Genomic DNA, 23,758 nt, shown 5'->3' with positions numbered 1-23,758 from the left:
ATGGCATCGTTAGGCCAAATGGGTGACTATGAAGTGCGCTTAGTGCGTATTTTTAAAACCGTTGTCGAGTGTGGCGGCTTTACTGCTGCGGAGACCGCCTTAGGCATCAGTCGTTCGGCCATTAGCCAACACATGAACGACTTAGAAGGCAGGCTAGGGTTTTCGTTATGTCAACGTGGCAGAGGCGGGTTTAGCTTAACCGAAGAGGGCAAAGAAATTTACCAGGCGGGCTTAACCCTACTTACTGCGCTTGAAGATTTTAAAAGCGACGTCAATGCGCTGCATCATACTATTAAAGGTGAACTAAATATCGGTATTACTGATAACTTGGTCACCTTACCCGCGATGCATGTCACCAACGCGCTCGCCGAGCTGACAGCACCAAACCATGAAGTCACCATTAATATTCACATGGAGCCCTCAGATGCCATTATTCGAAGTGTTATGGACGGGCACTTACATGTCGGCGTGGTTCCCGATGTAAACCTACCCGCTAGCTTAGAAACACACCATCTATACGATGAGCCGTCCTACCTCTACTGCGCAGCAACTCATCCGCTATTTACAGATACAGATAAGACTCTAACCGCTGAAAAAATAGCATCTTATCCAGCGATAATGCCTCGTTACCCACTCCCTAACAGTGCGCGTGAGGCACATGATGCACTTAATCTACAGGCTTCCGCCTCTGATCGTGAAGGCACTGCCTTTTTGATTCTTACTGGGCGCTTCATTGGTTTTCTACCCGCGCATGTTGCTGCGCAATGGGTTAACGCAGGCAAGATGCGCGCCATTGATGCTGCCACCCTTCGCTATCAAATACCATTTGTAATGATCACTCGCAATGACCGTCGCCCTAACCGAGTCATTGATGCATTTCTCAGGTTTGTGAAACGTTCAGCGTCAGTTAATGCCCCATCAGCTTAAACCGCGACGCGCTGAAAGGACGAATCTCCAACGGACTCTTACGCCCATGCAGTAGGTCGGCTACCAAGCGTCCCGTTGTAGCACCTATGGTTAACCCTAGCTGGCTCTACCAACGTAACCTCGAGTCCCTCTCTTTGCAGATATAACGCACAGCAAATACCAACGATTCCACCTCCGATCACCACGGCTGGATGCGTTGTGGTCATTATTATTCTCCTGGAAACGCCAAGCACCCTGCCTTTAGCAGGTCAGGGTGCTGACAAATCGATAAAATGCTTACGCTAACGTTAGAACAATCGACGTCTAATTCGTTAAGAATTAGCCACTTGAGCTGGAAACCGGCGTCGCGCTAGTGACAGCAGAATCAGCGGCGGCACCGAGCGCTGATGAGGAGGCGATTGCTTCTCCCTGGCTCTCCCACAAAGCACGCTCTTCATCAGTCGCTTTTGGTGAGAACCAGCCTAACTGGGCGTAAAGAATACCGAGTACCGGGGCTAGCCAGCAGGCAAAGGCCAGCGGGATATACAGCAGGTTCTCAACGTTTCCGTCGGTGATTCCCAGTCCCAGGACACTGATGACAAAGGCGCCGCCGGCATTCCAAGGCACTAAAGGAGACATCAACGTACCGCCTTCTTCAATACCCCGTGACAGGTTAAGCGTCGAGTAGCCCAATCCCCGGTACGTGGGCGCATACATGCGACCCGGCAGTGCAATCGATAAGTAGGGGTCGCCTGCCACTAAGTTAGTTGCAAAGGACGTGGCAATCGCAGACGTTTGAACCCCTTTGAAAGAGCGCACTTTAGCCATAATGGCCGTAATGATCGTCTCGAGACAGCCGGTTTTCTCTAGCGCACCACCGAAACCCAGCGCGATTAAAATCAGCGAAATTGTCCACATCATCGACTGAATACCACCACGGTTCAGCAAGCTGTCCATGGCATCAACACCCGTCTCAATGGAGTAGCCGTAGTTGGCATACGTCACAATATCGTGCAGACCTACGCCCTGAACCACCATCGCCGTTACCGCACCGGCAAGGACCCCAGCAAATAGCGAGGGGATGGGGGGCATCTGTTTAACGGCTAAGATAATAACCAGCACGGCCGGAAGCAGTAACCATAGAGAAATCGTGAAATTTTCATCCAGAGATGCAGTAATGGCGTTGATACGTTCAAACGAGGCGGCTTGGTCATCAATCATCGTGAAACCCACCACCAGATAAATCACCAACGCAATTAGCATGGCCGGAATCGTCGTCGGCATCATGTTTTTGATGTGCGAGAAGACATTATTGCCGGTTACTGCAGAGGCTAGATTGGTAGTATCGGACAGCGGAGAGACCTTATCGCCAAAGAAAGCGCCAGACACTACCGCGCCTGCAGTCCAATAAATGGGAATATCAAATCCAGCACCGATTCCAACCAGCGCCAAACCGACGGTACCAACCGTACCCCAGGAAGTGCCCAAGGAAACGGACACCACCGCACAAATCAACATCGCTGCGGCAAGGAAAAAAGCAGGAGACAACAGTAAAAGGCCGTAATAGATCAGACTGGGCACGGTACCACTAGCGATCCAAACGCCAATAATCATGCCCACTAAGATCAACACCGAAACCGAGGGGAGTGAGACGTTAATAACGTGAAAAGCACCGTCTTCAATGCGCTTCCAGCGAAAACCTAGTTTGATTCCAACAAGCGACGTAATCGCTAAACCGATGGCTAGCGGAATATGAGGGGTAAAGTCGCCAAAATAGAAAATCTGCACACCAATGGCGATGAGCGTCAATATAACAGGCGTTAGGGCAAGCCCAAGGCTGGGTTTTTGACGAACCCTTTTTGGTTTTTCTTCCATCTTATTATCCTCGTCATTATTGAGCTTTTGATAGGTTTATCAGCAGCTATTATTCTCGTATTACTAGAGTTTCTTAGATTTATCGTTTAGATCACTGGCAGTAGACATGTTTTTTAGCATTGTACTGTCCTGCCTTTTTATCTATGTCAGCTGACTACTTACAATGCGTCACTACGCTTTCCACATACGAACGGCATTGCAATCACGTCCCTGTAACAAAAGAATACGAAGGTAACGAAGACTTAACGTGTCTATTTCTCGGGTTTTCGTGCTGCATTCAGGGGAAACACACAACGACTAAACATTCATGCTTAAAATTAACACTTTAAGACAATTAACTTATTTACCTAAAAACTAAAGCAAACACTGTATTTTTAATAAAAAAAATATCTTTTAGCAGCCTAAAAAATCTGCAGAATAGCCAAAAAGCCAAAAAATAGACCAAGCAAAAACACCCGTCTCGCTGAAAGCGAGACGGGTGTTTAACCCCACTAAAAAATAACAAACATTACTAAAGCCGATCACATTGTGGCGATAGTGTTGAGAGAGCGGCCAATAGCGCTACTCTTTTGTTAGCTAAGTAAGTACTCAATTAACCTGTGATAGAGCGGAATGCCTAACATCACATTGAGAGGGAACGTGATCCCAAGCGAAGCGAGCATGGCAAGGCCAATATTTGCCTGTGGAATAGCGGCGCGCATGGCGGCGGGAGCGGCAATATAAGACGCACTGGCAGCCAAAGAGGCAAGTATTACGATAGACCCAATCGGCAATCCAACCAGAGTTCCTACTAGAATGCCCAGTAGCGATAACAATAGCGGTGTCACCAGAGCAAAAGTGACTAAGCGCCAGTGGTGCCAAGGCATTGGACGTAACGTTTGCGCGGCGGTTAACCCCATTTCTAACAAAAACAGCGCCAGCACACCCTTAAAAGCCCCTGTAAACAGTGCGGTGACTTCTTCTCCTTGAAACGGCCCATACAGCGTGCCGATGACGACCCCGCCAGCCAATAAAATAACGCCACGGTTGGTTAGGGTTTCATGCCATAGCTTACTGGTGCTCTCTTTAACAGCAGCGCCTTGGTGGCGTCTAAATAGAGCTATTGCCACCATAATCGCAGGCAACTCCATCGCCACTAAGTAGAGCGTCACTTCACTGCCAACCACTAACTGGCGAGCTTCCACATACGCTAACGCAACCGCAAAGGTACCTGCACTGACGGAGCCATAGTGAGCAGCGATGCTAGCACTATCAGCGGGAGAAAGACGCACCCAACGGCGAAGCACCGGCATCAACAATAGCGGTATAAACGCCGATAGCAAGGCGACGCCAGCCAGCTCTGGTACTAACCCCCAATGAATATTGCCATGCAGCGCCATCCCGCCCTTCAAACCAATCGTAAGCATTAGTAGCAGGCTTAAGGTGTCGTAAGTAGCCTTGGGGACTTGCAGGTCTGACTTTACCGCTCCAGCAACGAGGCCTAGTAGGAAAAACATCACCACAATATCTGGCATCGCCATTGCTCCTTAGGATCAAAAAGAGGCTGCATTTTGCGAGCGACTACACTAGATAACTAATAATATATTGAAAGAAACCCATAGATAATTTTCTATACTTATCTTTAATACGTTTCTAGGAGTAATGAGCCACTGTGAATATTCGCCATCTGACCTTCAGGTTGTTACAGGTCTATGTCACCGTTGTTCGATGCGGCTCCATTAGCGAAGCCGCACGCCAGCTCCACCTTACCCAGCCAACGGTGTCACAACAGCTAAAAAGGCTAAGAGAGGCAGTGGGTAGCCCATTGTTAGAACAGCACTCCCAGCGACTAGCGATGACTGCAACCGGGCAAGCTCTTTATCAGGCAAGCCGCGATGTGCTGGGACGCTTTGACGATTTTGCCGACCAGCTAAGCGACTTACAACACGGCAGTAAAGGCCGTTTTAGTATTGCTCTAGTGAACACTGCTCAGTACGTGCTACCGCGCCTGCTTGGTCCCTTTAGCCAAGCGTTCCCAGAAGTGGATGTCACTGTCCATATCGGCAATCGACGCCAAGTACTTGCCCGCTTTGAGCGTCAGGAAGATGACCTTTATGTCTTCAGCCATCCCCCCGCCCTCGCGCACGCGGTCGCTTCACGCTTTATGCGTAACCCCTTAGTTGCCATCGCTAGTGTTGACCACCCGCTTGCCCAGCAGGCCAGCGTTTCTATGGAACAGCTCCTCACTGAACGCTTACTGCTGCGTGAACCTGGTTCAGCTACGCGCATGCTGTTAGACAGCTGGCTTCAGGAGCACGGGCTAACCATGCAAAAAACGTTGCAGATGGCAAGTAACGAGGCTATTCGAGTCAGTGTTGCCGCTAATATGGGCGTTGCAGTGTTATCCGAGCACGTTTTGCCCAATGAACACCCTGACCTAGTGGTTTTACCCGTTGAAGGGTTACCTATTGAAAGCCACTGGCAATTTATTGTGCGTAATGACCAACGCTTGCCACAATCAGCACAACGCTTTTTGCATTACGTTCATGAACACCTAACACAATGGATAGAACCACGCTTTATCTGTAACGAGCTGGCTAAGCTGCTGGGAGAATACCCCTCATTTCCTTTGCGAACATCGTCATGAACCTAACCGTTGCTTGAACGCAAGAGCTCACGCTCGACACTCAATCGACGCTGGGCTTTCACCTCACTGATACGGTTATTTAGTTTGGAAATGACTCTTGGATGAAAATGTCTCTTTACACCGTTTTTTTAACATTGCTATTAGCGAAACGATTAATTTATAAAAAAAGTCTCTTTTAGCTTCTTATTTAGCAGTTTCATTCGCTTTTATTACATATTGCGTTGCAATACGGGCTGCTACAATATCGCGGCTTCTACACCACTTTCATCCACTTAACCATGGGGAATAACGTCGCATGCTTACCTTGCATAATGACTCAAGTCAGCCACGATCCTATCGTCGCTGGCTTTTTTTATTAGTAGCTTTACTACCCTTGCTTGGCACACCGGCGTTCGCTGTAACAGGCGATATTGATCTCACTACGTCTGCTGTTGGTTTTTTCGCTGTTGCCATCTTCGTACTGGCCTATGGGTTGGTCATGGCAGAAGAAAAAATCCACATGCGTAAGTCTAAGCCCGTCTTGGTAGCCGCCGGTATTATTTGGGGACTCATTGGCTGGGTGTACGTCCAAAATGGCATGTCGGAAACGTCAGAGTATGCGTTTCGTGTGACACTTTTGGAGTTCACCGAGCTAATGCTGTTCCTACTCGTTGCTATGACCTATATCAACGCCATGGAAGAGCGCCGCGTCTTTGATGCCCTTCGCTCATGGATGCTGCGCAAAGGCTTTAGCTATCGTCAGTTATTCTGGCTAACGGGTGGCCTGGCCTTCGTGCTGTCTCCCATTGCTGATAACTTAACCACGGCACTGTTGATGTGCGCAGTTATCACCAAGGTGGCTGAAGGTGATAAGCGCTTTATTAATCTCGCTTGTATTAACGTTGTGGTGGCTGCTAACGCTGGTGGTGCCTTTAGCCCCTTTGGTGACATCACTACGCTGATGGTTTGGCAAGCAGGACTGATCCAATTCCAGGAATTTTTCATCCTATTCCTGCCCTCCTTGGTTAACTTCCTGATTCCTGCTGTCATTATGAGCATATTTATCAAGGATCAGAAGCCCAGCAGTGTGTATGAAGATGTCTGGCTAAAGCGCGGTGCACGGAGAATTATTGCGCTATTTTTGATCACCATTGCCACCGCTGTGATGTGCCATACACTACTGCACTTGCCGCCTGTACTCGGCATGATGACAGGCCTTGGCTATCTGCAATTTTTTGGCTATTACCTACGTCGCAGCCTTCCCCGTTCACTGGAGCGCAAGCGTGAACGCTACAGTCGCCGGGGCGACAACAAGAAGCTTGAGCAGTTAGGTGGCGTAGTACCGTTTGATGTTTTCAACCGTGTTGCTCGTGCCGAGTGGGACACCCTGTTGTTCTTCTACGGGGTGGTGATGTGTGTCGGCGGCCTAGGCTTTATGGGCTACCTTGGGCTGCTTTCCGAAGCGCTTTACACCGGTTGGAATGCCACCTGGGCCAATATTGTCTTGGGGGTTGTTTCAGCGGTTGTCGATAACATTCCGGTAATGTTTGCTGTACTTACCATGGAGCCAGAGATGTCTCACGGCCATTGGTTACTGATTACGCTGACAGCAGGTGTAGGGGGTAGCTTGCTCTCAATTGGTTCAGCAGCGGGTGTTGCTGTGATGGGCCAAGCACGAGGCGCCTACACGTTTATGGGCCACCTGCGCTGGGCACCGGTGATTTTCCTTGGCTACGTTGCCAGTATCATCGTGCATATGTGGCTTAACGCTGACAGCTTTGCCGTCTTTGGCTAGCAAGCAGCTGTCATAAAACAAGCCCGCGTCATGCGCTTACGAGCACTACGCGGGCTTTTTAGTACGCTTCAAATAAGTACTCAATAGGCGTAGGACGCCCAAACAAATAGCCCTGGTAACGGTAGCAGCCATGGCCTTTCAGCCAGTCAAGCTGCTCTTTTTTCTCAACACCTTCTGCAACCACCGTTAAGCCCAGGCTAACCGCTAGCAAAATAGTGGTATCTACTATCGCCGCATCGGTCTTGTCAGTTAATAGTTCACGAATAAACGACTGGTCAATCTTTAACTCGTCTAAAGGCAAGCGTTTTAAATAGCTCAGCGACGAGTAGCCAGTACCAAAATCATCTAATGCAAACCGAATGCCTTGGGCGCGAAGCTTCAACATCGTGCTGCGCACTCGCGCAGGCTCATTCATTAACAGACTTTCCGTGACTTCCAGCACCAAACGGCCAGGTGGGGCCTGAGTGTGTGCCAATAAACCTTCTAGATTACGCACAAACTCAGGCTGCTGAAACTGAACGGAACTTACGTTAACCGAAATGGTAAGTGACGAATACGCAGGATGCTCTGCCCACTTTGCCAATTGTTCACAGGCTGATTTCAGTACCCAGTGACCGATAGGCAAGATCAGGCCGTTTTCTTCTGCAAGCGGAATAAAAGTGGCTGGCGACACCCACCCACGCTGGGGGTGGTACCAGCGCAACAGCGCTTCGACGCCCGTGGTAGCACCGTGATGATCTACTTGTACTTGGTAATGCAACGATAGCTCATTACGCTCTAGCGCTTGATGCAGGTCACCTTCCAAGCTGGCCCGCTCAAGCACACTGATTTGCATATCCATATTAAAAAAGCGCAACGTGTTGCCGCCTGCCGCTTTCGCTTGTTGTAATGCCATATCGGCCTGCTGCAGAACGCTGTTCACACTTTGTCCAGTACCCTCAAACAACGAAATGCCGATACTGGCACTAACCGGTAGAGCACGATCATTACGCAGCTTAGTAATCGTCTCTAAGAATTGCCGTGCAAGGCGTTCAGCCCTATGGGTAGCATCCCCTTGCTGCTCGTCTAACACCTTAAGTAATACAACAAACTCATCGCTACTAAAACGTGCAACCATGGCTTCTTGTGGGAGCTGTTGCTGCAACTGATCAGCCACCTTAATTAGCAATTGATCGCCGCTCTCATGGCCTTGTATATCATTCACCAATCTAAAACTGTCTAGGTCAAGAATAAAAACAGCGCTATACCTGCTTAAATGGCTGTCTTGTTCAGTAACTTCTGCTAGCGATTCCATTAATAAACGACGATTAGGAAGTCCTGTTAACGCATCATAAAATGCCAGACGATGGGTTTTTGTTTGCATTTCCAGGTATTCGGTCAATTCTGTTGAAACGCCACATAAACAAGGTGCTTCTCCTGCCACCATAGTGAGTGGCATCTTAATTGAGAGAAAGGTACGCACATGCTCCTCTCCTTGGAGCTTATGGTGTTCTTCAACCGTCATCTTAGTGCCAGTTTCTAAAACTTTTTGATCAATTGCCTTAACGGCTGCTGTACTTACTTCATCAAAAAAGTCATCGTCGCGCTTCCCAATAATATCTTTAGCTGGGCAGTTAAAAAGTTCACTTATTTTTCGATTCACATAACGATACTTTAAAGAAGGTGATTTAATATAAATATACGCATCAACGCTATCTAAAATAGTCGACAATAGTGCTTCATTAGTATTCAACTGTTCACGATTAATTTTCATACGTCGCTTAAGCAGAAAATTAACTAAAAGTGCTAATAGAAGCAGTAAAAAAAGTAAGCTGACACTCCACCATAACCACGTAGGGATTGCTTGATGTGGCTTTGGATTAGCCCGCCATAAACTTAACGTTTCATAATAAATAGAGCCATTATCCTGCTTCCAGCGACGCAGGACATCATCGATACGGCTGAGAACTTCTTCAGAAAGCTGCGGCGATGCCGCATAAAAAAGCCTTACTGGTTGAAAAATGACGGGAGTAGCGCGCAACCCATAATCGTGTGCACGCCAGTCACCAAATAGATGATTTGCAGCCACTATGTCTGCTTCACCATCAGCCACAGCCTGAAACCCTTTTGCAAAGCTATTTACTGGTAGCCAGGTAACATTAATATCAAAACGTTCGGTTACCGATGCTAAATAGCGTTGTTGAACAGAGCCTGACACCACGGCTACTCGACGCTGCTCAAGATCAAAAATAGCCTCAATCTCAACACCTTCTCGCTGATAAAGTTGTGACCAGCTATGCAGCACAGGCTCTTCATGAAAGGCAATATCTCCAGCACGACTTTCGCTCCAGGCAACATCAGGAAGCACGTCGATATCACCCTGCTTTAACAGCGTCAGGCAATGCTGGAAGTCGCATTGATAACTTTCAAGCTGCCACTGCTCTTCCTTAGCAATCTCCTGTAATAGATCACCTAATACGCCTCTAGGCCGCCCCTCGTCGTCAGCAAAAAGTTTAGGAGGATTATGGTAAACGCCAACTGTCAGGGTCTCAGCCATTAACTGGAAGGGCGCTAAACAGCCTCCCAACAATAGCGTTCTGAGTACTAGACGGAGCAGACTACACACACCTTTCTTGTGCATAGAAGATGAGCATGTACTCAAATAGCCCAGCGTCTTCGACATAAAGAAACCTATTCACCCGGCATCGTAAGGGGGCCAGCACGCTCAACAACTCGTTGCCAGGCAGGATCGTTTTCGATACGTGATACAAACGACGCAATAGCAGGATAAGAGGTCAACGATTGTGTCGCGGCAATCGCTTGTAGAGGAAAACTCATTTGTATATCGGCACCACTTGGCCAAACACCGGCAAAATTACCGTGTTTCTCTAGGTGCGTCTCTACCAGATGCAAGTGCTGCTTTAACTGGGGGTTAATAAAACGCTGCTGTACCGTTGAGCTGATTCCTTTTGCCAAAGGCCTGATTAGCCAAGGGGATTGTTTAGGTATCTGGCTAAACACTAGCCCCATCACTAAGAGCGGCATTAACGACCCTTCTGCATAGTGAAGCCAATAGCGATAATTGACCCACTCATTGCGGCGCTCATCAATAGAGTGCTCTTTACTTTCACCATAGCAGTTGACGAGATAATCAATAATGGCCCCTGACTCTGCCACCACCAGCTCGCCATCGGTAATAATAGGCGATTTACCTAGTGGGTGAATTTTTTTAAGTGATTCCGGAGCTTGTTGGGTTTTACTATCTCGTTGATAGACCTCAATCTCATAATCAAGGCCAAGTGTTTCTAAAAGCCATAAAATGCGATGAGAGCGGGACTTTTCAAGATGATGAACGCGGATCATAACGACTCCATGGGGCGACTTGTTACGCTAGCATTGCGCTAACGCCAATTATCCTTTTTGCGATAAGCGTGTTTAGCTTAGCACTATTACGGCGTTGAACCCCATGAAGAAGCTTAGGAACTATTTACCTTAGTAATCAGCCTACTAGCAGAAAAAATGCTTAACGCAGCGATTGAACGATAACACCTTGATTTTAATTGTTTTTAACAATACACACTGCTGTTACTTATTTATCAATTACATTCTATGTTCATGGCGCCAGCGCGCCAAACTACCTAATGGAGACCATTTTCCTTCCAGCCAAGGAGCAAGTAGCCGTGTAGAAAGCGGGATGAATAAAAACACCATGACAGGCGTCAGCATCATTGTACTAACCATTACACGGGGCACCATCGGCCAGTCCGCTAAAGCACTGCCAAATACCCAATTGAATAGCAGTGAGATTGGAAAGAAAGCCAACCATACAGCGACGGCCTGTTTCCAGCGTGGCGGTGTCGAGCCAGAGCTAGACTGAAACCAAGCATCTAAGCCAGTGGCACGGTGCTCATGGGGCGCATCATATAGCCCTTTACCTCGCTGTAGCCATGCATTCCGCGAAGCCGAATGCTCCCAGGCATTTAGTGTGTCACTGCTGCTAAAGCGGAAAATGATCTGATATTCGTCATCGCTATTGGGAGGTGCCAAAACACCAGAGCCTAAATAGCCAGGAAAATCAGCCGCCAACTCGCGGCCTTCGTTTAACCAACGGTTAAAATCTTGATAACGACCGCTTGCTACTCGGCGAGCGACCATTAACGTGACAGGTGAGGCAGACATGATATATCTCCTAATGTGGTCACAGCGAATTGCCGGGTAGGCAAGCTGTTTGCTTTCAGGTGGGTAAACCCAAAGGCTACGATACACATTATACAAGCAATCATGATGCCATGTGACGATAAGGTGGTTGCTAACGGCTAGGAATTGGCTGTCGACGTTCGCCACGCTGAAAAGCTCTTACGTGCAGATAGATATCAATGGCGCTATTAATCGCTTCAGCCTCCTGGGCATCCGGCATAATCACAGGGCCGTCCATTTCTCTATCTTTGTTTAAAATAGTTTCAACATCAGTACGATAGCGTTCTAAAAGATGTTCTAGGTTGATACGGATACGGTGTATTTCTAGCGAAAAAGCATGTTTTTGTTCGTTACGTTGAAACACGTCTAACGGGTTTTCTGCCGCATCAATTAAGCTTTCCAGGGTATTCAGTACTAATTTTTCTGCACTATTTAAATTGGGTATAACGGAATAGACGAGTTCATGGAGCGTTAGTTTTGAATCACTATGGTGCATATGCCAAGTCAACTCCCTGGGAGAGATTGAATGTTGATAAAACGGCCTTGGTCAGAAAACTCAAGGCGAAAAACGCCATGAACACCTTCTTGCCCTACCACACGGCGCAGCGCTTCAGCCGGAAAAATGACCCAGCGACCATCAACACTGCGCGTACGAACATTGCTGTAACGCCCTTCGTAATGCGCTAGGCACTCACTTTTTGATAGATGAATAACAACATCAATTATGGGCATGTGAATGATTAACCAAATAATAGCTAAGCGGTCGTTTTAGACACGACGATTACGTGCTGCGATTCTTTCATAGATGCTCTATGCTAACGCAAACAGCTTATCCTTCGGTAATTGCTTATGGATCTTTCTACTCTAAACCCTTTTGTTTCTTCATATACGTTACCGCAGCCTAAGGTAAGCAGCGCGCAGGCTAATCGGATGCAGCCGGAAGAGCAGAAGGCTCACTCCTCTGAGACTGCACAAGCCAGTGAAGAGACGGACTCCTCCGCCAGTAGTGAAACGACTGGTCCTACGCGCCCCGACGGTACGCCGCTAGCACCTGAGGAGATCCAGCATTTAGAGCAGCTTAAGCAAACTGACAGGGAAGTTCGCCAACATGAAATGGCCCACCAGACAGTAGGCGGCCCCTACACTGGCGGCGCTAGCTATGAGTACGAAGTTGGGCCAGACGGCAAACGCTATGCAGTTGCGGGTGAAGTACCTATTGATTACGGCCCCGTACCAGGCAATCCCACAGCGACTATTGAAAAAATGCAAACCGTCATCGCGGCAGCGTTAGCGCCCGCAGAACCGTCTTCTAAAGATATACAGGTGGCTTCTCAGGCAAGACAGTATTTATTGGAAGCCAAGCTGGAAGCCGCTCGCGAGCAAAGCGAAATGAATGCCGCACGAAGTGCTGGGGAAGCAACGACAGAAGATGTGACAGCAACGCCTAATGAGCAAGCAGCCTGATCCATTGCTTTTCCCACATTGGAATCAGTTTATTAATCCTATTGATGCCGCTTAGGGTGCTGGTGAAGCAGCACCTAAAAAGCGCTGATTCCAGTAATCGATATCCAATGGCACACTGACCACGGCTCGGCCGCTGCCGGGTGCATGAATCATCTGACGATTACCGCCATAAATACCTACATGCGTGGCTTTAGCGCCCTCCCCAAAAAACAGTAAATCGCCTGGGCGAGGCGCATCTACCTGTGGCAGCGCGCGAAACTGATCATCAGCGGTGCGTGGCACGCGGATACCCGCAGCGCGATAAGTCATTTCTACAAGCCCCGAACAATCCAGCCCCTCCGGTGTATTGCCGCCAAAGCGATACGGAGTGCCAATCGCTTGCTGGGCATGAGAGAGAATTAGTGCGCGCTCCATTGAAATGCCCGCCTGAGCACTTGGTTCAGGAAGGGTGGTGGTCTCTTTGCTGGCACATCCTGCCAATAGAAGCAGCGTAAATAGCGTTAACAATGAAGATAGACGGATAAACGGCATACATCGCTCCGGCTCAGCACGTAAGAAGTGCTTTTATCATGGCCTATGCGCAGCTTACCCGCTACTGATTCGTAGGTTGTTATTACTAACGCACTGTAACTAACGCCCTATCCACTCTATAAAGGTGGTTTCGCCCAGCGAATGGCGCTCATGGCGCAAACGGCTCATCGCGGCGTAGGGCAAGTCCATCACTAAGCCGTTACTAAGCGGCTGCTCCAGCACTTGGCGCAGCAGCGCATTGCAGACAAACAGGTGTGCCACCACCAACACGTGTTGACCGGGCGGATTGGCTAGCAGCCGTTGCCAGGATTCGCTGACCCGCGCATCCAGCGCGGCCAGCGTTTCCCCTTCCGGCGGCGCGGCTTGGCAGGGGTTAAACCAAAACGCACTCATTTGCTCGCTGCCCTCATCGGCAAATACCTGAGCATGGGTTTTACCTTCCCAGCGCCCCAAATAAAGCTCGGCTAAGTCGTCATCGACTTGCACAGGCACATCAAACTCCTCGCCTAGCCACAGCGAAAATTCGCGACAACGCAGCAGCGGCGAACTGACAATCGCATCGTAAGGTGGCCTGCCATCTTCGCTGTGGCGCATAACGGCATCGCTCACTTGCTTCCAACCTGTTTCACTCAGTGGATGGTCGGTGCTGCCACGTAACATACGCCCGCCTACTGGTTCACCATGGCGCATAATATCGATGGTGGTGATGTCTGCATTTGGAAAGCGCATGGTTTCTGTTCCTCGACAGGCTGACTAGATGATCGCGTGGCGCACACGGGCAGAGACCCACTCGGACACCAGTACCGTGGCAAAAATCATCACAAAGATGACGCTCACCTGATTCCAGGCGAGGCTGTTAATTGAGGCATTGAGCTGCAAGCCAATACCACCAGCGCCCACTAGGCCCAGCACGGTAGACTCACGAATATTGATGTCCCAGCGATACACGCTGATACCCGCGAAAGCCGGCATAACTTGGGGCAATACACCGTAGTTCATCACCTGCAGGCGGCTGGCGCCGGTGGCGCTAATCGCTTCCACAGGCGTTGGGTGGATCTCTTCAATGGCTTCATAAAGCAGCTTGCCCACAAAACCAATGGAACGCAGCGCAATGGCGATAATGCCCGCCAAGACGCCAGGGCCAAGAATGGTGACTAGCAGCATGGCCCAAATCAGCGAGTTGATAGAGCGTGACGACACAATAATAGTGAGCGCTAGGCTACGCACCAGTGGATGTGGCGTGGTGTTACGTGCTGCTAAAAACGCCACAGGAAAGGCCATGGCAATGCCTAGCGCCGTTCCTAACGTAGCAATGTTTAAGGTATCCCACATGGGCTTCCATAGCACGTTGGCGTACTCCCAACGCGGCGGCATCATACGGCTGATTAAGTCGCTGCCCTGGCGGCCAGCATCTTCAACAAACACCCACATGGTGTTATCAGAAATCACTTTCCAGCACAGCAGAAACAGGCTGATGCCGACAAGCCAGGCGGCGAACTGCAGCCACTGAGCACGGGTAGTACGCCGCTGCCACAGCGGCGCCCCTTGGGGGGAGGTTGAAACAGGCATAACGTTTCCTCTTATGACAAGTGGCGCGCCGTTACTGTGTCCAGCGGCGAACATAGCTGGAGGCATACTCACTCATCAGTACAATAGCGATGATGATCAGCAGGATGGCAGCAGATGTGCCGTATTCGTAGCGGCTCAACGAGGTGTTCAGGGTGGCACCGATACCACCTGCACCAACAATGCCAATCACTGACGACTCGCGGAAGTTGATATCCAGACGGTACATAGAGAGGCCAATTAAGCGCGGCATCACCTGAGGTTGAATGGCATGATTCATGGTTTGCCACCAGCTCGCCCCGGTGGCACGTACGGCCTCTACCTGGCGCCAGTCGAGATCTTCAATATCTTCTGCCAGCAGCTTGGCCATAAAGCCAATGGTGGCAAACGCCAGGGTCAACATGCCCGCAAACGGTCCGAAGCCGAACATCACCACAAACAGAATGGCGATGATAATTTCCTGGAAGGTCCGTGAAACGGCAATAATCGCGCGGCACACGGCATAAATCGGTAATGGCGAGATATTGCGTGCCGCCCCCAACCCCACCGGTATGGCCAATAACACGCCAATCACTGTAGAGGTTAACGTCATGGTCAGACTTTCCAGCAGGCCAGCGATAATGTCACTCTGGCGGCTAACGAAGTCCGGCTGCAGAAATGCGCCAAGAAAATTGAGTGCGCGCCCAGCCCCTTCCGCCACACGCGCCCAGTTCACTTCCACAGAAGCGAGTGCAAGTACCAGATAAACCATGGCACCTAGCACCAACCCCCAACGCACACGTGGGTTATCAATCAGGGGCAAGCGCCGCCATTGGCCATCACGTGCGGCCTGTTGGCGCGCCAACGAACCGCTACCACTCATCGTGTGCCTCCACTCGTCAGGCTTGCGAGCGGAGGCAGCTCACGGCCAGCGTGAGGGCGATGTGCTTCGCTCTCTTTCGCTTTCACTTTTGCTTTCTCTTCCGTTTCATCATCGTCGGAGTGTTCTGGGGTGGTATCCCAATCCTCTTCACCATAGATGGTGGTGAGTATCTCGCTGGTAAGCTCGCTAGGCTGCCCGTCAAAGACGATTTCCCCAGCCCGCAACCCTACGATACGGTCAGCAAACTGCTTCGCCAACGCGACATCATGAATGTTGATAATCGCGGCCAACTCTCGCTCGGCGCATAGTTCACGAATCAGTCGCATGATCTGGCGCGACGTTTTCGGATCGAGACTGGCGGTGGGTTCATCAACTAGCAGTAGCTTTGGGCTTTGTAACAGCGCACGAGCAATACCGACCCGCTGGCGCTGCCCACCGGAAAGCGCATCAGCGCGCTTATCAATGGCGTGTGGTAAGCCAACCCGTTCCAGCAAGCGAAAGGCTTCGGCCACCGCTTCTTGTGGGTAACGGCGCAAAAAACTACGCCAAAAACCCACATAGCCTAGCTGGCCAGACAGCACGTTTTCCATCACGGTTAATCGATCAACCAGTGCATACTCCTGAAAAATCATCCCCATGGAGCGGCGTGCGTGGCGCAGACGATTGCCCGAAAGTTTGGTCAGCTCTACATCTTCCAGGCGAATGCTGCCTTGGGTGGGTTCTACCAAACGGTTCACGCAACGAATCAGCGTACTTTTCCCTGCACCGGATGGCCCAATCAGCGCCATCACTTGGCCCTTAGGTAGCGTCAGTTGTATATCGGTTAACGCACGATCCCCAGTGGGGTAACGTTTGCCAACGCCGGTAAGAGTTAACATGAGAGTGCCTCATTAACGAATAGTCAGATACATAGCAATTCGGCCAGAAAGTTGCCTTCCTGGCCGATAGGGTTTTAGAACGACTAGCGTATTAATCGCAGTCGTAGGTCACGCCATTGGCATCGGCGATGGTGCGAATGACCGACCAGTTTTCCTGGTAGGTAATCGGGATAAACTGCGCTTCACCGGAATTGGTAAACTCAGCCTCAAGAGCGGTGCCTTCCCAGTCATAACTGAAGAATGCATCTTGAATTTTCTCGGCCAGTTCAGGGTTCAAGTTGTTGGCCAGCCCATAGGCGGTGGTGGGGAACGTTTCGGAGGTGTAGATAATCTCGTAATCGCCTTCATTGACAACGCCACGAGAGATCATCCGCGTGCCAACAGAGTTAGCAATAGCGGCAGCGTCGTAGTCTTTGTTCACCACGCCTAAAATGGAGTTGTCGTGGGAACCGGAGAACGCGGTTTCAAAATCTTCACCAGCCTCTAGACCGTACTCGGAACGCAGTAGCGCAGATGGCGCGCGGAAACCAGAGTTAGACGTTTCAGAGGTAAATGCCAGCTGGCGCCCCGCCAAATCCTCAACCGACTCAATGCCGCTGCCAGGATAAGTGATGATTTCCATCTCATAACCGAAGCTGCCATCTTCAGCGGCCATCATGGCAAAGGGGCGGAATCCCCCACAGTTAACCGCAACCGGTACGCCACCTGTGTTGAAACCAGCCACATGCAAGCGGCCTGCACGCAGCGCTTCTTGTTGAGCCGCGTTGGACTGAACCGGGAAGAACTGTACCCGCTTGCCGGTGGCATCGCTTAAGTGTTCGAGAAAATCAGCCCAAACATCGGCGTATACGGCTGGATCTTCAACCGGCGTGTAGGCAAAAACCAACGTGTCCGGGTCAACCCACTGGGACTCGTCGCTGGGCACATCAGCCACCATGTCGCCGTCATTATCAACATAGCGCGAAGAGAGGTCAGCGGAGGCGCTAACGGCCGCCAGCGAAAACGCACTCACCACAGCAGCACTAATTAACGTACGAGTAAACGATTGAGACAGACAGAGGGGTTGCATACATCACCTAAGCGGGTTGTTTAACAATGCCGCTATGGTGATACCCAACCATGACAGTGAAAGGACACTAAAATGACAAGGCGATGACCTCTCAGTGACAGTCCTGTAATTGAAGACTCAACAACTGAAAACTCAGCGTTGCCTAACCACACAGCATCCTCGGCGCTCGACGAACAAACTGTTGCCCGCTATTTTTTTTGCTTGGTGCTTTAATTCGGAAAGTTGGGCGGCAATATCTAGTGCCTTGCATCTGGCGGTATCAGTAACAGGCTTAACGGCAATAGAAACGCTCACAAAGGGAATAAAAGCCACTGCTCCCTGGCGGTTTTCTATGTGGATTCCGCCCTGCTGACGGTCTGCATCTTCATAAAACCCAGGCGCCATCACTTCAAAAGAGTGCAATATTTGCTGGCAGACGCCCTCCCATTGCTCTAAGGGAAGCAGCATCATAAAGTCATCGCCGCCAATATGACCGATAAACCCGCCAGCACTCTCTACCTGCGCCTGAAGCAACCGTGACAGAGAAATAATCACGTGGTCTCCGCGGGCATAGCCATAAGCATCGTTAAATGCTTTGAAATTATCTAAATCGACGTAGGCAGCCGCGAATCCTTCGCTCTGATCGAGATAAGTGACCAGCGTTTCGTTAATTAGAATATTACCCGGCAAACCGGTAAGCGGGTTGGCATGACGAGCTTGGCGCACCTGGATGGCGGTAATCTCTCGCAACAGGTCAACAATATTGCCCATCCCCAGATAGCGGCCGTGACTATCTACAATCACGAAATCTTCCTGTTCGATATCGCGGCTATCGGTTAGTTGCTGGCTCAGCGCCTCCAGAGACAAATCTGCCTCGGCCACTAACATTTTAGGATCTGCAATCTCCAGCACACGACGCTTGGCATACAGCGCATGGCTGTAGGGGTTGGTAAATAGGGTTAAGAACGCATTGCGGCGTACCACAGCGATAGGCACGCCTTCATCTACCACTGCAACACAGCGCAGGCTTGTCATGTCACGAAATCGTTCGGCGAGCTCTGGCACAGAGCACGCCGGAGTGACAGTACTTATTGAACGTAAAATAGAGTGGGCAGTGCGCCCCGCTGGGCTTTTTAGCTGTGTCGTGGCAGGCAACAGCATATGTAACTGCAAGGGCGGATGGGGGCTTGGTCGTGCAAAATAAAACCCCTGTAATAACGCCAGCCCACGGTCTAATTCCCACAAACAAAGGTGCTCGGCGGCAGTCTCAACTCCTTCAGCAATCAGCTGGCAGTCTAAGCTGCGCGCCACATCTAGAATCGAGCGTAAAAACTCACGCTTAGCCGGCTCTTGATCAATGCCAGAAATAAAATGACGGTCGAGTTTGACGAAATCAGGACGAAGTTCAGACCAATGCCGCAAGCTGGAGTGGCCAGCCCCTAAGTCATCCAATGCCACTTGAAAGCCCATGTCTCGATAGTGGGCCACTGCTTGGCGCATTAGGTCGTAATCGTGAATAGGCACATGCTCAGTGAGTTCAATCACCACCCGTTCGGCGGGCAGGCCGCTCTCTTGGATGAAACTCAGTGTTAAGCCTTCACGAAAGTCCCGCTCAACAATCGTCAGCGGCATCACGTTCAGAAACAGCAATCCTGGCAGCTCAAGTTCTGCAAAACGCTGAATCGCTAACCGTCGACACAGTAAATCAAGATCGACTAACAACCCGGCCTGAGTGGCTACCTCAAACAGGCGTAATGGCGAATGCAGTGGCGATGTTTTAGGGCCGCGAATAAGGGCTTCATAGCCATAAATAGCCTGCTGATTGGCATCCACAATAGGCTGAAACAGCACATGGAGCTCTTCTGTTGCGATAATTTGGTTCAACCACTGCGCTTCTTGTGCGGTCATATACCTGCTGCCCTATCAAACGTCGCCTGTTCCTTTGATGTTTATAGCTCCATCTGATTTTTAAAATTCCATCAGGAAAGCATTCGGGCAGCAATCGTGCGACATTTCTGTGTCGTTTGTATGACAAGACAACCAACAGCGGCCGACTAAGAACGAGAGAGCTCGGGGGGCGGAAACACCACATCGCCGCCATCGACGTCTAGCTGGCGAATATCCGTCGGGTAGCCCTGCTCATCCAGGCTTACCAGCCCAATCCCACTAGCATTCCATAGCCGCTCTCCGGCGCTGGCCCGGTCAGGGTCGCGGGGATGAATGCTCAGCTTGCGGCGCTTGGTAAACCAGTTGAGCGGCGATAACGGCGCATAGAGCCAACGGTTCAAGCGGTCGAACGTATTCAGCAGCTGTTTGGGGAACGTATTTTTGATCCCACTGGAGGTGATTTGCCAAAGGTGTGGTGCCTGCTTTTGTCGGCGTACAACAATATCGTAGGCAAACGAATAGTGGACGTCACCAGATAAAATCACGTAGTTACCTGGCGTTTTTGAGTGTCGCCAAATATGCAGTAGCACATTGGCAGCCCCGCGATGCGCCATCCAGTTTTCAGCGTCCACCACCAACGGCTTGCCCGCTAGGGTAAATAGCTTTTGAATGATCTCTATCAGCTTGACCCCAAACATCGGGGCAGGAGAAACGATAACGGCGCTTTCAGTACCCAATAACGCCTGCTGCATTTCCATCAACGCTTCCCAGTCCATTAAACCCGAAGGGCGGTTAGGGCTATGTTCGCTGCGCCAACGGCGGGTACGCGTATCCAGCACAATTAGGGCAGGCGTGCCAGGCACCTGGTACTCCCAACCCTGAAAGCGGAGTAATCGCTCAATGAAATTATCCTGGACGCTCGCATTAAGCGGGCCATCCCCTTCAAAGAGTGTCGAGGCTTGAAGCAACAGCGGATTAAGCTTATCCGGCGCATTGCCCCATCCCTGGCACAATAAATAAGCCACTAACGCATTGCCGATAATTCGCTTTGAAAACGGATGGCCGTAGGCACAACGCTCCCAGTCAGCCGTCAAGTTCCAGTCATCGGTGACATCGTGGTCATCAAAGATCATCAGACTGGGAATGTGAGCCATTAGCCTTGCACACTGAGGCAACCCGGCAACAAAGTCATCAATCACCACCTGCTCTTGCTGGTAGGCATCAGTTTCTTTGTTGCCCAGTACAGGGGGGGCAACGGCAATGAGTCGCCATGGCGTTGGGGACCATACCAAGCAGTACATGGCGAGCATTTCCGCCAGTGTCATCAAGTGGTTTTGCGCATTGGCGGAGGTAAATACGGGCTTTTTAACACCGCCAAAGAAACGCTCCCGTAGCGCAGCATTACTGGTCACATCCGGTAACAGCGCTTCACGGTGATAATAGCTTTCGCGGGCGGAGTAAAGCGCTTGGCTATCATCTACCGTGGCTCCTTCCAACTGCTCATCTACCAACCCCAAACGCTCAATCAGTGCGTGCACGGCGCGCAGCATCGGGCCGGCAACGTCATCAACGTATACCTGGTCTCCGGTCATTAGCAGCCAAGCTGGCCACTCTTCTGGAGTTGATTGGCGTTCGGCTAACCATGTATCTGCCCGCACCAAGCCATCGGCGCTGTTGTGATGAGGCTTACGGCACGAACCGTGCATTAGCCGATGATGCCGAGAGGCCAATACAAAGCCTGGGTACATCTCGCTTTCATGACATAACCAGGGAGCCCAATCCGGCAAGCGTTGCCATTCGCCTTGCGTATTCTGCACCTGCAGGTCGTAGGCAATTCGCTCATCGGTGGGCAGCGCGGTCGGCAAACTCAGGTCAATAAAATGAATATAGGCGTGCTGACCAATCGCCACACATTGATGCGACTTATCCAATGGGTACGTCTGGGCACCCATTTGCTCAGGGTAAAGTACCAGCTGCATCGTTAGCGGACGCGAAGCGACTAGCCACAGTACTAGCCGCGAAGGCGAAAGTCGGCGCAGCAGTGGCCCCACCAGCACGTCTGGCAATGTCTTGGCGATTTGCGTCATGTCATTGTCTCTTGGTTAGGTCATGCATAGTGACTACCGAGCAACTACAGGTAACTCAATAACCACATCCAATCCACCTGCTTCGGCGCGTTGCAGGTGCATTTGCCCTTGATACAGCGCGACAAGATCCGTCACGATGGCTAAACCAAGCCCACTACCAGAACGTTGCTCATCGAGACGTTTCCCGCGCTGCACGGCAGCTTGGCACTCCTGTGCAGACATACCCGGACCGTCATCACTCACCCGCAGTAACAGCCTTTGACCATCGGCTTGCAAGCCAATGCTTACCTCGCTTGTCGCCCAGCGAAGTGCGTTGTCTAACAGGTTACCGACGATTTCCTGAAGGTCCTGCCCATCCATATGGACGCGCATGCTGCTGTCTACGTTTTGCCGCAGGCGAATATGACGTCGCTGCGCCAGACGCGTAAGTCCAGCAATCAACGCCGCCAGCGTATTCTGCACAGTAATAGGGGCGAAACGCGCACCCTCACCAGCAGCGGATGCCCGCGCTAAGTGGTGGCGCACCGCGTTGTCGATGCGCGAAAGCTCAACCTCCCAATGAGCGCGGCTTTCACTGGGTAATTGCTTGACCAGTAGCCGCATAACACTCAGCGGGGTTTTTAACGCGTGAGCAAGGTTGCCTGCGGTATGGCGGCTTCGTTCAATTAAGCGCTGATCACGTGCAAGCACGGCATTCATTGACTCCGCCAGCATGGCTAGCTCATCGGGTAAATGCGTATCAAGCCGTTCAGACGTCCCCTGCTCAACCTCACGTAAATTAACATTCATACGCCGCAGCGGCGCCAAACCCCAGCGCACCTGCAATGCCAGCACGCCTAGCAACAGCGCACCCAGGCCCCCCAGCCCTAGCCATAAAGCTTGTTGAAACTGTTGAATATCTTCTCGCAACGCGTTGTCACGGGCGGCAACGCTAACATGCAGCGGGGTTTCCAACGGGGCAAGATAAATGTCTCGCTCGACAATGCGCAACTGCTGGCCTCGCGGGCCCCTCAACGTGCGAGCCGATACGTTTTTATTATCGATAACCGGTAGGCGCTGATCCCACAGCGAGCGCGACGTTTTCGTAAGGTGGTCATGGTCGGTAATTTGCCAATACCAGCCGGAATAAACCTGTTCAAAACGCGGATCACCCAGTGATCGATCGAAACTTATCTGCTGGTCGATCGGGTCAAAGGTAACGCCCGCAATGATCACATTCAGCGTTGTCTCCAAGCGTTCATCAAAGGCATGTATGGCTGACGTACGATAATGATGGGTGAGCAACCAGCCCGCCAATGGCAACGCTAGCAACACCATTAATAGTACCGCTAGCAGAAGACGCAACGTAATCGAACGGGTCGACCAACGTTGGGCCCAGCGGGTAATTGCTGACCTCATGCGCCGGTGGGCTCTTCAGCCAGTAAGCGATATCCCTGACCACGCAACGTGGCAATCCGCCACGCACCTAATTTACGCCGCAACCGGCTCACTTGAACATCAATCACGTTGGAGTCGGGCTCATGATCACGGTCATAAACATGTTCAGAGAGCTCGCTACGGCTAACCACGCGAGGAGCAGCATGCATTAAGTAGCTGAGCAGACGCGTTTCCTGAGCAGTGATGCTAACCGGCCGGCCCGCCAACGTGACATGCTGGGTATGGGTATCTAAGCGTAATTCACCCACTTTCAGAACGGGATGGGCATGACCATGACTACGGCGCACCAGAGCACGCAGCCGAAACAGAACCTCGGCAGGTTCAAAGGGTTTCGTCACATAGTCATCGGCCCCTGCGGTAAAGCCCGCCGCTTTATCCGCCCAGCGCTCGCGTGCCGTTAAAATCAGTACTGGCAGATCAATACCATCTTCACGCCATGCAGAGAGCCAACGTGTGCCTTCACCATCGGGCAGACCCACATCGAGAATTACCGTGTCATAGGCTTCCGTGCGCACCAGAAAATCTGCTTCCTGACCATTTTCAGCATGCTCTACCAGCCAATCGCCCTCACGTAGCGCTTGAATAAGCTCGCGGGCGAGCGCCTGGTCGTCCTCTACCAGTAAACACTTCATGAATAGCTA

Annotated in this window: 22 protein-coding genes; 4 read left to right on the top strand and 18 right to left on the bottom strand. The window is 50.9% G+C overall.

From position 1 onward, the window contains the following. On the top strand, window positions 1-927 hold the full coding sequence (locus tag M0220_RS08555) for a LysR family transcriptional regulator (protein WP_264019140.1): 927 nt from the start codon (window positions 1-3) through the stop codon (window positions 925-927). 38 nt (window positions 928-965) lie between these two features. On the opposite strand, the gene M0220_RS08550 is transcribed toward M0220_RS08555, so the two are convergent. The 3 genes from M0220_RS08550 to M0220_RS08540 all read right to left on the bottom strand — a co-directional run bounded on the left by M0220_RS08550 (window position 966) and on the right by M0220_RS08540 (window position 4,295). Next, the gene (locus M0220_RS08550) at window positions 966-1,133 is read right to left on the bottom strand and encodes an FAD-dependent oxidoreductase (RefSeq protein WP_264019139.1); all 168 of its coding nucleotides are present in this window, start codon (window positions 1,131-1,133) and stop codon (window positions 966-968) included. Window positions 1,134-1,245: 112 nt separating this feature from the next. Continuing rightward, window positions 1,246-2,781 (bottom strand): Na+/H+ antiporter NhaC, encoded by a 1,536-nt coding sequence (gene nhaC, locus M0220_RS08545; RefSeq protein WP_030071347.1) that lies wholly within the window; start codon window positions 2,779-2,781, stop codon window positions 1,246-1,248. Window positions 2,782-3,353: 572 nt separating this feature from the next. Next, window positions 3,354-4,295, bottom strand: coding sequence for a sodium-dependent bicarbonate transport family permease (locus tag M0220_RS08540; protein WP_264019138.1), 942 nt, complete (start codon window positions 4,293-4,295; stop codon window positions 3,354-3,356). Between the two features lie 137 nt (window positions 4,296-4,432). Between M0220_RS08540 and M0220_RS08535 the strand changes: the two genes are divergently transcribed. Together M0220_RS08535 and nhaD are read left to right on the top strand one after the other, a co-directional pair. Continuing rightward, on the top strand, window positions 4,433-5,407 hold the full coding sequence (locus M0220_RS08535; protein WP_030071351.1) for a LysR family transcriptional regulator: 975 nt from the start codon (window positions 4,433-4,435) through the stop codon (window positions 5,405-5,407). Between the two features lie 295 nt (window positions 5,408-5,702). Next, window positions 5,703-7,181, top strand: coding sequence for a sodium:proton antiporter NhaD (nhaD, locus tag M0220_RS08530; RefSeq protein ID WP_030071354.1), 1,479 nt, complete (start codon window positions 5,703-5,705; stop codon window positions 7,179-7,181). A gap of 58 nt (window positions 7,182-7,239) precedes the next feature. Here nhaD and M0220_RS08525 read toward each other — a convergent pair whose 3' ends face one another. The 5 genes from M0220_RS08525 to M0220_RS08505 all read right to left on the bottom strand — a co-directional run bounded on the left by M0220_RS08525 (window position 7,240) and on the right by M0220_RS08505 (window position 12,089). Beyond that, entirely contained in the window at window positions 7,240-9,717 is a 2,478-nt protein-coding gene (locus M0220_RS08525; RefSeq protein WP_404813855.1) for an EAL domain-containing protein, read from the bottom strand. Between the two features lie 134 nt (window positions 9,718-9,851). Continuing rightward, a complete protein-coding gene (locus M0220_RS08520; protein ID WP_030071358.1) occupies window positions 9,852-10,523 on the bottom strand; it encodes a glutathione S-transferase in 672 nt (223 codons plus the stop codon). Between the two features lie 237 nt (window positions 10,524-10,760). Continuing rightward, entirely contained in the window at window positions 10,761-11,339 is a 579-nt protein-coding gene (locus M0220_RS08515; protein ID WP_030071360.1) for an antibiotic biosynthesis monooxygenase, read from the bottom strand. 130 nt (window positions 11,340-11,469) lie between these two features. Then, the gene (locus M0220_RS08510) at window positions 11,470-11,853 is read right to left on the bottom strand and encodes a hypothetical protein (RefSeq protein WP_264019137.1); all 384 of its coding nucleotides are present in this window, start codon (window positions 11,851-11,853) and stop codon (window positions 11,470-11,472) included. Between the two features lie 8 nt (window positions 11,854-11,861). After that, a complete protein-coding gene (locus tag M0220_RS08505) occupies window positions 11,862-12,089 on the bottom strand; it encodes a DUF2835 family protein (protein WP_030071362.1) in 228 nt (75 codons plus the stop codon). A gap of 117 nt (window positions 12,090-12,206) precedes the next feature. Between M0220_RS08505 and M0220_RS08500 the strand changes: the two genes are divergently transcribed. Next, window positions 12,207-12,821, top strand: coding sequence for a putative metalloprotease CJM1_0395 family protein (locus M0220_RS08500; protein ID WP_030071363.1), 615 nt, complete (start codon window positions 12,207-12,209; stop codon window positions 12,819-12,821). Between the two features lie 51 nt (window positions 12,822-12,872). Here M0220_RS08500 and M0220_RS08495 read toward each other — a convergent pair whose 3' ends face one another. From M0220_RS08495 to M0220_RS08450, 10 genes are all read right to left on the bottom strand, one after another. Further along, window positions 12,873-13,352: a C40 family peptidase gene (locus M0220_RS08495; RefSeq protein WP_030071364.1), complete on the bottom strand. Its 480-nt coding sequence runs from the start codon at window positions 13,350-13,352 to the stop codon at window positions 12,873-12,875. 99 nt (window positions 13,353-13,451) lie between these two features. Further along, window positions 13,452-14,081, bottom strand: a complete 630-nt coding sequence (locus M0220_RS08490) for a histidine phosphatase family protein (protein ID WP_030071366.1) — start codon at window positions 14,079-14,081, stop codon at window positions 13,452-13,454. A 24-nt stretch (window positions 14,082-14,105) separates the two neighbouring features. Continuing rightward, window positions 14,106-14,921 (bottom strand): phosphonate ABC transporter, permease protein PhnE, encoded by an 816-nt coding sequence (gene phnE / locus M0220_RS08485; protein ID WP_030071368.1) that lies wholly within the window; start codon window positions 14,919-14,921, stop codon window positions 14,106-14,108. A 31-nt stretch (window positions 14,922-14,952) separates the two neighbouring features. Then, the gene (gene phnE / locus M0220_RS08480; RefSeq protein WP_030071370.1) at window positions 14,953-15,780 is read right to left on the bottom strand and encodes a phosphonate ABC transporter, permease protein PhnE; all 828 of its coding nucleotides are present in this window, start codon (window positions 15,778-15,780) and stop codon (window positions 14,953-14,955) included. Further along, window positions 15,777-16,658: a phosphonate ABC transporter ATP-binding protein gene (gene phnC / locus M0220_RS08475; RefSeq protein WP_030071372.1), complete on the bottom strand. Its 882-nt coding sequence runs from the start codon at window positions 16,656-16,658 to the stop codon at window positions 15,777-15,779. The genes phnE (M0220_RS08480) and phnC overlap by 4 nt, the downstream gene beginning before the upstream one ends. Before the next feature lie 91 nt (window positions 16,659-16,749). Beyond that, window positions 16,750-17,727, bottom strand: coding sequence for a phosphate/phosphite/phosphonate ABC transporter substrate-binding protein (gene phnD, locus M0220_RS08470; protein ID WP_030071374.1), 978 nt, complete (start codon window positions 17,725-17,727; stop codon window positions 16,750-16,752). A 132-nt stretch (window positions 17,728-17,859) separates the two neighbouring features. After that, window positions 17,860-19,614, bottom strand: a complete 1,755-nt coding sequence (locus tag M0220_RS08465; protein WP_264019136.1) for a bifunctional diguanylate cyclase/phosphodiesterase — start codon at window positions 19,612-19,614, stop codon at window positions 17,860-17,862. A 146-nt stretch (window positions 19,615-19,760) separates the two neighbouring features. Then, complete coding sequence (locus M0220_RS08460; protein ID WP_264019135.1) at window positions 19,761-21,680, bottom strand: alkaline phosphatase D family protein; 1,920 nt, start codon at window positions 21,678-21,680, stop codon at window positions 19,761-19,763. A 33-nt stretch (window positions 21,681-21,713) separates the two neighbouring features. Beyond that, window positions 21,714-23,078: a sensor histidine kinase gene (locus M0220_RS08455; RefSeq protein ID WP_264019134.1), complete on the bottom strand. Its 1,365-nt coding sequence runs from the start codon at window positions 23,076-23,078 to the stop codon at window positions 21,714-21,716. Next, window positions 23,075-23,749, bottom strand: coding sequence for a winged helix-turn-helix domain-containing protein (locus tag M0220_RS08450; protein ID WP_264019133.1), 675 nt, complete (start codon window positions 23,747-23,749; stop codon window positions 23,075-23,077). The genes M0220_RS08455 and M0220_RS08450 overlap by 4 nt, the downstream gene beginning before the upstream one ends. Between the last annotated feature and the right edge of the window lie 9 nt (window positions 23,750-23,758).

This window comes from Halomonas qinghailakensis (assembly GCF_025820815.1).
GTDB classification, from domain to species: domain Bacteria; phylum Pseudomonadota; class Gammaproteobacteria; order Pseudomonadales; family Halomonadaceae; genus Vreelandella; species Vreelandella qaidamensis.
The sequence above is the reverse complement of the archived record's forward strand: the minus strand, read 5'-3'. Positions and strand labels throughout refer to the sequence as shown.

What these genes read in the sequence shown, in the direction of transcription:
- M0220_RS08510 (WP_264019137.1), bottom strand. Translation starts at nt 11,853, where the DNA reads ATGCACCATAGTGATTCAAAACTAACGCTCCATGAACTCGTCTATTCC.
- M0220_RS08540 (WP_264019138.1), bottom strand. Translation starts at nt 4,295, where the DNA reads ATGCCAGATATTGTGGTGATGTTTTTCCTACTAGGCCTCGTTGCTGGA.
- M0220_RS08520 (WP_030071358.1), bottom strand. Translation starts at nt 10,523, where the DNA reads ATGATCCGCGTTCATCATCTTGAAAAGTCCCGCTCTCATCGCATTTTA.
- M0220_RS08460 (WP_264019135.1), bottom strand. Translation starts at nt 21,680, where the DNA reads ATGACGCAAATCGCCAAGACATTGCCAGACGTGCTGGTGGGGCCACTG.
- nhaC (WP_030071347.1), bottom strand. Translation starts at nt 2,781, where the DNA reads ATGGAAGAAAAACCAAAAAGGGTTCGTCAAAAACCCAGCCTTGGGCTT.
- M0220_RS08455 (WP_264019134.1), bottom strand. Translation starts at nt 23,078, where the DNA reads ATGAGGTCAGCAATTACCCGCTGGGCCCAACGTTGGTCGACCCGTTCG.
- M0220_RS08550 (WP_264019139.1), bottom strand. Translation starts at nt 1,133, where the DNA reads ATGACCACAACGCATCCAGCCGTGGTGATCGGAGGTGGAATCGTTGGT.
- M0220_RS08515 (WP_030071360.1), bottom strand. Translation starts at nt 11,339, where the DNA reads ATGTCTGCCTCACCTGTCACGTTAATGGTCGCTCGCCGAGTAGCAAGC.
- nhaD (WP_030071354.1), top strand. Translation starts at nt 5,703, where the DNA reads ATGCTTACCTTGCATAATGACTCAAGTCAGCCACGATCCTATCGTCGC.
- phnC (WP_030071372.1), bottom strand. Translation starts at nt 16,658, where the DNA reads ATGTTAACTCTTACCGGCGTTGGCAAACGTTACCCCACTGGGGATCGT.
- phnE (WP_030071370.1), bottom strand. Translation starts at nt 15,780, where the DNA reads ATGAGTGGTAGCGGTTCGTTGGCGCGCCAACAGGCCGCACGTGATGGC.
- M0220_RS08490 (WP_030071366.1), bottom strand. Translation starts at nt 14,081, where the DNA reads ATGCGCTTTCCAAATGCAGACATCACCACCATCGATATTATGCGCCAT.
- M0220_RS08450 (WP_264019133.1), bottom strand. Translation starts at nt 23,749, where the DNA reads ATGAAGTGTTTACTGGTAGAGGACGACCAGGCGCTCGCCCGCGAGCTT.
- M0220_RS08555 (WP_264019140.1), top strand. Translation starts at nt 1, where the DNA reads ATGGCATCGTTAGGCCAAATGGGTGACTATGAAGTGCGCTTAGTGCGT.
- M0220_RS08500 (WP_030071363.1), top strand. Translation starts at nt 12,207, where the DNA reads ATGGATCTTTCTACTCTAAACCCTTTTGTTTCTTCATATACGTTACCG.
- M0220_RS08465 (WP_264019136.1), bottom strand. Translation starts at nt 19,614, where the DNA reads ATGACCGCACAAGAAGCGCAGTGGTTGAACCAAATTATCGCAACAGAA.
- phnD (WP_030071374.1), bottom strand. Translation starts at nt 17,727, where the DNA reads ATGCAACCCCTCTGTCTGTCTCAATCGTTTACTCGTACGTTAATTAGT.
- M0220_RS08495 (WP_030071364.1), bottom strand. Translation starts at nt 13,352, where the DNA reads ATGCCGTTTATCCGTCTATCTTCATTGTTAACGCTATTTACGCTGCTT.
- M0220_RS08525 (WP_404813855.1), bottom strand. Translation starts at nt 9,717, where the DNA reads ATGGCTGAGACCCTGACAGTTGGCGTTTACCATAATCCTCCTAAACTT.
- M0220_RS08505 (WP_030071362.1), bottom strand. Translation starts at nt 12,089, where the DNA reads ATGCCCATAATTGATGTTGTTATTCATCTATCAAAAAGTGAGTGCCTA.
- phnE (WP_030071368.1), bottom strand. Translation starts at nt 14,921, where the DNA reads ATGCCTGTTTCAACCTCCCCCCAAGGGGCGCCGCTGTGGCAGCGGCGT.